Annotated in this window: 6 protein-coding genes and 1 pseudogene; 5 read left to right on the top strand and 2 right to left on the bottom strand. The window is 67.5% G+C overall.

Annotated elements, in window-relative coordinates:
* Window positions 1-88: 88 nt before the first annotated feature.
* The gene (locus ACFXI3_RS46850; protein WP_378408680.1) at window positions 89-925 is read right to left on the bottom strand and encodes an LLM class F420-dependent oxidoreductase; all 837 of its coding nucleotides are present in this window, start codon (window positions 923-925) and stop codon (window positions 89-91) included.
* A gap of 107 nt (window positions 926-1,032) precedes the next feature.
* Here ACFXI3_RS46850 and ACFXI3_RS46855 point away from each other — a divergent pair, with 107 nt between their 5' ends.
* Window positions 1,033-1,737 (top strand): class I SAM-dependent methyltransferase, encoded by a 705-nt coding sequence (locus ACFXI3_RS46855; protein WP_378408681.1) that lies wholly within the window; start codon window positions 1,033-1,035, stop codon window positions 1,735-1,737.
* Between the two features lie 4 nt (window positions 1,738-1,741).
* Here ACFXI3_RS46855 and icmF read toward each other — a convergent pair whose 3' ends face one another.
* Window positions 1,742-4,981: a fused isobutyryl-CoA mutase/GTPase IcmF gene (gene icmF / locus ACFXI3_RS46860; RefSeq protein WP_378408683.1), complete on the bottom strand. Its 3,240-nt coding sequence runs from the start codon at window positions 4,979-4,981 to the stop codon at window positions 1,742-1,744.
* A gap of 122 nt (window positions 4,982-5,103) precedes the next feature.
* Here icmF and ACFXI3_RS46865 point away from each other — a divergent pair, with 122 nt between their 5' ends.
* The 4 genes and pseudogenes from ACFXI3_RS46865 to ACFXI3_RS46880 all read left to right on the top strand — a co-directional run bounded on the left by ACFXI3_RS46865 (window position 5,104) and on the right by ACFXI3_RS46880 (window position 7,167).
* A complete protein-coding gene (locus tag ACFXI3_RS46865) occupies window positions 5,104-5,436 on the top strand; it encodes a metalloregulator ArsR/SmtB family transcription factor (protein WP_344267773.1) in 333 nt (110 codons plus the stop codon).
* Window positions 5,433-5,872 (top strand): annotated as a pseudogene (locus ACFXI3_RS46870) (SRPBCC domain-containing protein). Before ACFXI3_RS46865 ends, ACFXI3_RS46870 begins: the two are co-directional and overlap by 4 nt.
* Window positions 5,869-6,519 (top strand): DUF899 domain-containing protein, encoded by a 651-nt coding sequence (locus ACFXI3_RS46875; protein WP_378408685.1) that lies wholly within the window; start codon window positions 5,869-5,871, stop codon window positions 6,517-6,519. The pseudogene ACFXI3_RS46870 and the gene ACFXI3_RS46875 overlap by 4 nt, the downstream one beginning before the upstream one ends.
* An 84-nt stretch (window positions 6,520-6,603) precedes the next feature.
* The gene (locus ACFXI3_RS46880) at window positions 6,604-7,167 is read left to right on the top strand and encodes a dihydrofolate reductase family protein (RefSeq protein ID WP_378408687.1); all 564 of its coding nucleotides are present in this window, start codon (window positions 6,604-6,606) and stop codon (window positions 7,165-7,167) included.
* The last annotated feature ends 79 nt before the right edge of the window (window positions 7,168-7,246 follow it).

Raw genomic sequence — 7,246 nt, forward strand, 5'->3', positions numbered from 1 at the left:
CGAACGCGTGCTCGGCCTCCCCCGCTGAGAAGTCCGTGAAGGGCTCCTTGAGGGAATCTGATTCCCTCAAGGAGCCCTTCACGGAACGTCACTCAGCCCGGAAGGCAGCGGCGAGGCGCGCGTATTCGTCCAGCAGCGCCAGCGTTTCCGCCTCCGGCAGCGTCGGCAGCATGAACCCGTAGTGGTCCAGCCCGGCGTCGGCGTACTGCTTGATCGCGTCCGCGTCGGCCGGTCCGCCGAAGAGTTGCGACGGCATGTCCCCGCGGCCCGCGTCGGCCAGCTGCTGGCGCACGCGGCGCACGTCGTCCGGCGACACCGCGGGGTTCGGGATCCAGCCGTCGCCGTGTTCGATCAGCCGCTTCAGCGCGGCGTCGCTCGCGCCGCCGACCAGGATCGGCGGGTGCGGCGTCTGCACCGGCTTCGGCCACGCGAAGATCGGGTCGAAGTCGAGGTGCTTGCCGTGAAACTCGGCCTGCTCCTGCGTCCAGATCGCCTTCAGCGCGGCGATCTGCTCGTTCAGCAGCGCGCCCCGGGTCTTCGGATCGGTGCCGTGGTTGACCATTTCCTCCCGGTTCCAGCCGGCCCCGACACCGAAGGCGAACCGGCCGCGCGAGATCAGGTCGAGCGAGGCCACCTCCTTCGCGGTGTGGATGATGTCGCGCTGGATGAGCAGCACGACACCGGTGCCCAGCACCAGGTTCGAGGTGTTCACCGCGGCCGCGGTCAATGCCACGAACGGGTCAAGCGTGCGGTAGTAGACCCGCGGCAGCTCGCCCCCGCTGGGGTACGGCGTTTCGCGGCTCGCCGGGATGTGCGAGTGCTCCGCGAGGAAGAGCGACGCGAACCCGCGCTCCTCCGCCGCTTCGCCGAGCACGTCTGGCCGGATGCCTTCGTCGGTCACGAACGTCGAGATGCCGAAATCCATGCCTCCTTCTACTCCGGGGAACGGGCGAGTATTCCCGCGGGCTGTTGACAGATCACCGGCCTCGTCCGCTAGCGTTAAATCATCACCCGTTGAATAGGAGGCTCCGGATGGACGTGACGGACGTCGACTTCGAGGAGATGTACCAAGGCAAGACCCCGATCGGGGAGAAGATCCCGTGGGACATCGCGGGCCCGCAGCCCGCGGTGGTCGCGCTCGAAGCGGACGGCGCGTTCCACGGCGACGTGCTCGACATCGGTTGCGGCCTCGGCGAAAACGCGATGTTCCTCGCGTCTCGCGGACACCGCGTGACCGGCCTCGACGGCGCGCCGACCGCGCTCGGGCGGGCCCGCGAAACCGCCGCGAAGCGCGGCCTGGACATCACTTTCGCCCAGGCGGACGCAACTCGGCTCGAAGGGTACGAAGGCCGTTTCGACGCGGTCCTCGACAGCGCGCTCTACCACTGTCTCGACGAGGAACAGCGGCACGAATACGTGGCGGCGCTCGTGCGCGCGACCAAGCCCGGCGCGCAGCTGAACATCTTCTGCTTCTCCGACGAGGTACCGGAGAACTTCCCGATCCCGTACCGGATCACTGAGCAGAATCTGCGCGAAACGGTCGGCAACGGCTGGACGATCAGCGTGCTCGAACCCGCCGTCTACACCACCGCGATGAGCCGCGAGGGCTTAATCGCCGCGGTGGCCGCCGTTTCGGAGGGCGAACCGCCGGACCCGACCGCGCTCGACTCGCTCGACGTCGACGAGCAGGGCCGGGTCCTCGCCCCGGTATGGCGGCTGGCCGCCACCCGGGCCTGACGGCTCAGACGTTGCGCCGGTACTGGCCGCCGACCTCGAAGAACGCCTCGGTGATCTGACCGAGCGAGCACACCCGCGCGGCATCCATCAGCACGTCGAACAGGTTGCCGCCGCGGGTGGCCGCGTCGCGCACCGCCTTGAGCGCCTGCTGGGCCTCCTCGCGGTGCCCCTGCTGGAAGTCGGCGAGCCTGCGCAGCTGGGACTGCTTCTCGTCCTCAGTCGCGCGGGCCAGCTCCACCTCGACGTCGTCCTCTCCCGCCTTCGGGTTGCGGAAGGTGTTGACGCCGATGATCGGCAGCGAACCGTCGTGCTTCTTGCGTTCGTACAGCAGCGATTCGTCCTGGATCCGGCCGCGCTGGTAGCCGGTCTCCATCGCGCCGAGCACGCCGCCGCGTTCGGAGATCCGGTCGAACTCGGTGAGCACGGCCTCCTCGACCAGGTCGGTCAGCTCGTCGATCACGAACGAACCCTGCAGCGGGTTCTCGTTCTTCGACAGGCCCCACTCCTTGTTGATGATCATCTGGATGGCCATCGCGCGGCGCACCGAGGACTCCGAAGGCGTGGTGATCGCCTCGTCGAACGCGTTGGTGTGCAAGGAGTTCGCGTTGTCGTAGAGCGCGCACAGCGCCTGCAGCGTCGTGCGGATGTCGTTGAAGCTCATCTCTTGTGCGTGCAGCGACCGGCCGGACGTCTGCACGTGGTACTTGAGCTTCTGCGACCGGTCGTTCGCGCCGTACCGCTCGCGCATCGCCACGGCCCAGATCCGCCGCGCGACCCGGCCGAGCACCGAGTACTCCGCGTCCATCCCGTTGGAGAAGAAGAACGACAGGTTCGGCGCGAAATCGTCGATGTCCATGCCGCGCGCCAGGTACGACTCCACGTAGGTGAACCCGTTGGCGAGCGTGAAGGCCAGCTGCGAGATCGGGTTCGCCCCGGCCTCGGCGATGTGGTAGCCGGAAATCGACACCGAGTAGAAGTTGCGCACGCCGTGCTGGATGAACCATTCCTGGATGTCGGCCATCATCCGGAGGCTGAACTCGGTGGAGAAGATGCAGGTGTTCTGGCCCTGGTCTTCCTTGAGGATGTCCGCCTGCACGGTGCCGCGGACGTTCTTCAGCGCCCACTCGCGCACCTGCGCGGCCTCGGCCTCGGACGGCTCGCGCCCGTGCTCCTCGCGGAACGCGGCGAACTTCTGGTCGATCGCGGTGTTGAGGAAGAACGCGAGGATCGTCGGCGCGGGGCCGTTGATCGTCATCGACACCGAGGTGTTCGGCGCGGTCAGGTCGAAGCCGTCGTAAAGCGCCTTCATGTCGTCCAGCGTCGCGATGGAGACGCCGGAGGTGCCGACCTTGCCGTAGATGTCCGGGCGGGTGTCCGGGTCGTGGCCGTACAGCGTGACCGAGTCGAACGCCGTCGACAGCCGCTTGGCCTCGGAATCGGCCGACAGCAGCTTGAACCGGCGGTTGGTGCGGAACGCGTCGCCCTCGCCGGCGAACATCCGCGCCGGGTCCTCGCCCTCGCGCTTGAACGGGAACACGCCGGCGGTGTACGGGAAGTAGCCGGGCAGGTTTTCCCGGCGCAGGAAGGAAAGCAGCTCGCCGGACTCGGTGTAGCGCGGCAGCGCGACGCGCGGGATCCGGTTGCCGGACAGGGTTTCCCGCCACAGCTGGGTGTGCAGCTCCTTGTCCCGGATCTTCACCACCAGCTCGTCCTGCCGGTATTCCGCGGCGAGCGCCTGGAACCGTTCGAGGAGCTTTGTCGACTCGCCGTCCACATCGGACTCCGCGGCGGCGATGAGGCCGTCCAGCGCGTCCGTGCTGGCGTCCACTTCGGACAGCGCGGCCTTGGCCTCGGCCAGGTGCTCGTGCTTGCGTACCGCGGCGACCTGCTTCTCGGTCTTCTCGTGGTACCCGCGCACGGTTTCGGAGATGTCGGCGAGGTAGCGCGCCCGGTTGCCCGGGATGATCGTGCTGGCGTCCGTCGAGACCTTGCCCGACACCGCCGGCAGCGTACCGGCCGACACCGACAGCCCGCGGTCGGCGAGCATGTCGCGCAGGTGCTGGTACAGCGCGGTCACGCCGTCGTCGTTGAACTTCGCCGCGCTCGTGCCGTACACCGGCATTTCCTCGGGCGCGGAGCCGAACGCCTCGCGGTTGCGCACCATCTGGCGCGCGACGTCGCGACGCGCGTCCTCGGCGCCGCGCCGCTCGAACTTGTTGATCGCGACCACGTCGGCGAAGTCGAGCATGTCGATCTTCTCCAGCTGCGACGCGGCGCCGAACTCCGGCGTCATCACGTACAGCGATTCGTCCACGTAGTCGACGATGCCCGCGTCGCCCTGGCCGATGCCCGGCGTCTCCACGATCACCAGGTCGAACCCGGCCGCCTTGCAAGCGAGAATCGACTCGCTCAGCCCGGCCGGGATCTCGCCGCTGGTAGTACGAGTGGCCAGCGATCGGAAGTACACCGGCGAGCCGTCGAGGCAGTTCATCCGGATCCGGTCGCCGAGCAGCGCGCCGCCGCCCTTGCGCCGCGACGGGTCCACCGCGAGCACCGCGATGCGCAGCTTGTCTTCCTGGTCGAGCCGGAAGCGGCGGATCAGCTCGTCGGTCAGCGAGGACTTGCCGGACCCGCCGGTGCCGGTGATGCCGAGAACCGGCACGTGCTTCTGCCCAACGGCCTCGTTGATCGCCGAGAGCCATTCCTCGGACAGGTTTTCGCGCTGCAGCTGGGTGATCACCCGGGCCAGCGCCTGAACGTCGCCGGAGAGCAGCTTGTCGACCGAGGCGGGCGGCTGCGCGGACAGGTCGCTGTCGCACTCCTTGATCATCATGTTGATCATGCCCGGCAGGCCCATCTCGTAGCCGTCCTCCGGCGAGAAGATCCGCGCCACGCCACGGGAATGCAGCAGGTCGATCTCCTCGCGCACGATGACGCCACCGCCGCCGCCGAACACCTTGATGTGCCCCGCGCCGCGCTCGTTCAGCAGCTCGACGAGGTAGCTGAAGTACTCGACGTGCCCGCCCTGGTAGGCGGAGATGGCGACGCCCTGGACGTCCTCGGCGATCGCGGCCGTGGCCACCTCGTCGACGGAGCGGTTGTGGCCGAGGTGGACCACCTCCGCGCCCTGGGACTGCAGGATCCGGCGCATGATGTTGATCGAGGCGTCGTGGCCGTCGAACAAGCTGGATGCCGTGACGAACCGGACCGGGTTCGCGGGACGGTACAGGTCGCTGCCGCTCATCCTCCCAATTTACTAGGACTTCCTACTATTGGAAACCCGAGCCCGAGGTGACCCGGCTCTCAAGGGTCGACGAGCGCGCTATATTCAACTCATCAGTTAATTAACCAAGTGATTGAGCACCGATGCCGACAGACCAGCTGAGCACCACCTTCGCAGCTTTGGCGGACCCGACCCGCCGCGCGATCCTCGCCCGGCTCACCCGCGGCGAGGCCACCGTCAACGAGCTGGCCGAGCCGTTCGAGGTAAGCCTGCAAGCGGTGTCCAAGCACCTGAAAGTGCTGGAGCAGGCCGGATTGATCAGCCGGGGCCGCACCAAGCAGTGGCGCCCATGCCGTCTGGAAGCCGCACCGCTGGCGGACGTCGCGGGATGGGTCGCGGAATACCGGCACTTCTGGGAAACCGGCTTCGACCGCTTGGACGAGCACCTGCGGCAGCTTCAGGAGGGGACTGAATGAGCGACCTGACCATCGTGCGGGTCTTCGACGCACCGAGGGAACTGGTGTTCCGGGCCTGGACCGACCCGGCGTACCTCGCGAACTGGTTCGGCCCGCACGGCTTCGTCGCGTCCGAGACCAGCACGGACCCGCGCCCCGGCGGCTCCTGGCACAGCCGGCTCACCCCAGCCAAGTACCCCGCGGGATCGCGTCGGCGTCTGGACGGAGCGGCGTGACCGGCCCCCAGGCCGGGTGCGCCGCTCCGTCCAGACGCCGACTTGAAGGCGATCCCGCCTGCGACGGCGGAGCCGGCGCCAAGGACACAGCGCTGGCGGGGAAAACCTCGATGACGTTCCATCAAGCCCCGTTCCCGAACGCAGCCGAGCGCGACGGCCACGTCGACGGCTGGCAATCCGGTTTCGAAGATCTCACCCGCACCCTGGAGGACATGAAATGACCACCGCACTCCCCCGCGTCGTCTCCCCGGAAGAATGGGCCGCCGCCCGCGAATCCTTGCTGCGCAAGGAAAAGGAACACACTCGCGCAGCCGACCGGCTGGCCGCTGAACGCCGCCGAATGCCCATGGTCCCCTTCGCGAAGAAGTACGAATTCACCGACCTGAACAGCACCCAAACCCTGCTCGACCTGTTCGACGACCGCCGCCAGCTGATCGTCTACCACTTCATGCTGTACCCCGGCGACGAAGTGGGCTGCCCCGGCTGCTCGCTGCTGGTCGACAACATGGCCCACCCAGCCCACCTGAACGCCCGCGACGTAACCCTCAAGGTCGTAGCCCCCGCAACCGCACCGGAGATCGCACGGTACTGGTCCAAGATGGGCTGGACGATCCCCTGGGCCTCCGCCGCAGGCACGGATTTCCCAGCAGACTGCGGCATCAACGGCGGCTTCGGCGTAAGCGTCTTCCTCCGCGACGGCGACGACGTCTACCGCACCTACTTCACCGACGGCCGCGGCGGCGACCAGTTCATCAGCACGCTGCGGTACCTAGACGTCACCCCGTTCGGCCGCCAAGAGGCCTGGGAAGAAGAGCCCCGCGGCACGGACGCCCCCAGCAGCTGGTGGCGCCGCCACGACGAATACTGAAACTTTCCCGCGCGCTGATGTCCAGCCGGCCATAGCCGCTCCGACCCTCTGGTGACCGACACTCATCAAGGAGGCGAGCCCGCCATGGCCGACCTGGTCTACCTAGTCCACACCTCACTGGACGGCTGCATCGAAGGCCCCGCCGGAGAGTTCGACTGGCCCCAAATGGGCCCAGAACTCTCGGACTACGCGAACGACCTATCGAAACGCGCCGGAGTATTCGCCTACGGCCGCCGCGTATGGGAAATGATGTCAAGCTACTGGCCCGACGTGGAGTCCATCTCAAACCACCCCCACGACCTGGCCTTCGCCCCGATCTGGCGGGAAAAACCGAAACTGGTCTTCTCCCGCACCCTGACCAGCGCCGACTGGAACACCACAGTCGCCAACGGCGACCTGACCGAAGAAGTCGCCAAACACAAAGCCACCACAAACGGCGACATAGTCCTCATGGGCGGCTACGCCCTAGCCGCAGAACTAGGCCGCCGAGGCCTCATCGACGAGTACCAGGTCTGCATCCACCCAGTAATCCTGGGCGGCAACAAACGCCCCTTCGCCGAAGGTGCCGACCGCGCGCAATTGCAACTGGTCGAAACCCGCACCCTCGACAACACCGTCGCCCTACTACGCCACCGCACAAAGCGCTGACCCCAAACCCGACCACAACGCGGGATCGCGTCGGCGTGCGGAGGGGCAGTGCGCACGGCCCCCCAGGGCCGGGTGCACG

The organism is Amycolatopsis sp. NPDC059235 (assembly GCF_042754125.1).
Classification (GTDB): Bacteria; Actinomycetota; Actinomycetes; order Mycobacteriales; family Pseudonocardiaceae; genus Amycolatopsis; species Amycolatopsis albidoflava.